This is a genomic window from Mesorhizobium sp. M7A.F.Ca.CA.004.06.1.1 (genome assembly GCF_003999135.1).
GTDB lineage: Bacteria > Pseudomonadota > Alphaproteobacteria > Rhizobiales > Rhizobiaceae > Mesorhizobium.
Map to the genome: position 1 here is coordinate 1 of NZ_RZPQ01001301.1, position 782 is coordinate 782.

The 782-nt window shown below is 60.6% G+C and carries 2 protein-coding genes; both read left to right on the forward strand.

Annotated elements, in window-relative coordinates:
- On the forward strand, window positions 1-520 hold a 520-nt coding region (locus tag EN906_RS35930; RefSeq protein WP_164777697.1), incomplete at its 5' end, for an amino acid ABC transporter permease.
- Window positions 517-782: ABC transporter permease subunit (locus EN906_RS35935; RefSeq protein WP_164777698.1), on the forward strand; the 266-nt coding region annotated here is incomplete at its 3' end. The genes EN906_RS35930 and EN906_RS35935, both read left to right, overlap by 4 nt.

Below are 782 nucleotides of genomic sequence, written 5' to 3' on the forward strand. Positions count from 1 at the left end.
TCTGCTAAGCGCGCCGGCGCGCCTATACATCGACGTTGTCCGAGGAATCCCGCCGATCGTCTGGCTGTTCATTATTTTCTTCGGATTGGGCAGCGGAGTGATCGTTCTCAGTTCATATCAGGCTGCCATCCTGGGCATGGGGTTGGTATCAACGGCCTATCTCGCTGAAATCTATAGGGGTGGCTTCCTGGCCCTCTCGAAGGGCCAGCGGGAGGCGTCCACGGCGCTCGGTATGTCGCGCCTGGATACGCTGCGCTATATCCTGGCGCCGCAGGTCCTGCGCGTCTCGGTTCCACCCATGGCGACCTTCCTTGTTAGCCTGCTCAAAGACACGACCGTGGCCTCCACGATCGGTGTCCGCGACGTGATGATGTACGCATCGCAGCAGGCTCAAGGCGGCGGCGGCAGCTTCGCGCCGTTCATTTTCGCCGCGCTTCTCTACATCGTGCTGTCCATACCCGTTGTCGTGTTGGCACGCGCCGTGGACGGGCGGCTGCGCTCAAGGGGGCAAGCGAAATGAGCGAGATGCTGGCTAACTGGCTGGACTGGTCGCCCCAGCTTTTCCAAGGAGCTATTGTCAGTCTTCAGTTGGCGGGCCTGGCGCTGCTGTTCGGATTGCCTATCGGCCTCGTTCTTGCGCTTGCCTCTTCCTCTGGAAACAGGCTCGTCCGCTATTTCGCGGTGGTATTGGTCGAGATCGGGCGTGGTGCGCCTGCACTCGTCGTCCTGCAGATGGTCTACTATGGATTGCCTGCTTCCGGGATGACCGTAAGTGCCTTCAC